Raw genomic sequence first — 1033 nt, 5'->3', positions numbered from 1 at the left:
ATTAACGTGAATAATGTTTAAGCGGCCAGTAAAAGTTGACCATTATTATTTTTATTAGGTTGTATATTCAAACTTGGTTTTTTAGGCAAAAAGTGATAAGCACACAGTCCACTAACCAAGTTGATGATAAATCCGACCGGTGATCGGTGCCTGCTATGCTCAATCGAACAGATATTTTTCAGTTCATCATTGACCGATTCTATTAGGGCACGTTTCCTCAAAAAGATTTTATCGATGTCAGAGATGTTTTGTTTTTTCATATTTTTCCTGAGTTTGTAGACCAAGTCTATCCCGTCGTTCCACAAGTAATTGGCCAGCTTTTGGGAGATATAGCCCCTATCGCCAAAGAGTTTGCCAAAGATGTTCTCGGTCAGGGAGGCAATCACTTTCATATCTCGGTCATCCACATGAGCTTTGGTCAGGTAAAAGCTCAATATTTCCCCTTTGTCATTGATGATTAGATGCAGTTTAAAGCCAAAAAACCAGCCCATGGTGGATTTTCCTTTGGTGGCCAACCCTTTCATGACTTGATGTTGCTTCTCCCGTTTGATATGACAGACCTTCACCGTTGTGGAATCAATGAATGAGATGCCTCTGCAAGCCCCCAAAGCATTGGTTTTGAGAAAGACCATCAAGGGGATCATGATCCGTTTTGAACTTTGCACAAAACGTTCATAAGAGACTAAATCCGGGAAAAGATGCTTGTAATGCTTGGACAAATACATGCTATAAAAAGATTTAAAATCATTAATACGGCTTAAGTGAAAGCAAATCAGGATGGTCATCATCTCACTGTCGGAAAGTCTGCTTTTTCGGTTTCTCGATTTCCCGGAGGTACTCTCTAAGCGTAATTGTTTGATCTCCGCTTCAAAAAGCTGGATAAAATCGTCGATTTGTACAAAAATTTCTGTAATTTTATCTTCGTTCATGGGAGTAAATTTTCATTATAATTAGTTGGTTGTCAATTACTAATATAATGACTTTACTCCTTTTTTACGTTAAGATTATTTTATCTCTTATCCATTATTCACGT

The 1033-nt window shown here is 37.9% G+C and carries 1 protein-coding gene; it reads right to left on the bottom strand.

The features are described from left to right. Positions 1-17: 17 nt before the first annotated feature. Positions 18-929: an IS982 family transposase gene (locus ED312_RS23520; protein WP_123218452.1), complete on the bottom strand. Its 912-nt coding sequence runs from the start codon at positions 927-929 to the stop codon at positions 18-20. Positions 930-1033 lie beyond the last annotated feature (104 nt).

Source organism: Sinomicrobium pectinilyticum (genome assembly GCF_003725735.1).
Classification (GTDB): domain Bacteria; phylum Bacteroidota; class Bacteroidia; order Flavobacteriales; family Flavobacteriaceae; genus Sinomicrobium; species Sinomicrobium pectinilyticum.
The sequence above is the reverse complement of the archived record's forward strand: the minus strand, read 5'-3'. Positions and strand labels throughout refer to the sequence as shown.

What these genes read in the sequence shown, in the direction of transcription:
- ED312_RS23520 (WP_123218452.1), bottom strand. Translation starts at nt 929, where the DNA reads ATGAACGAAGATAAAATTACAGAAATTTTTGTACAAATCGACGATTTT.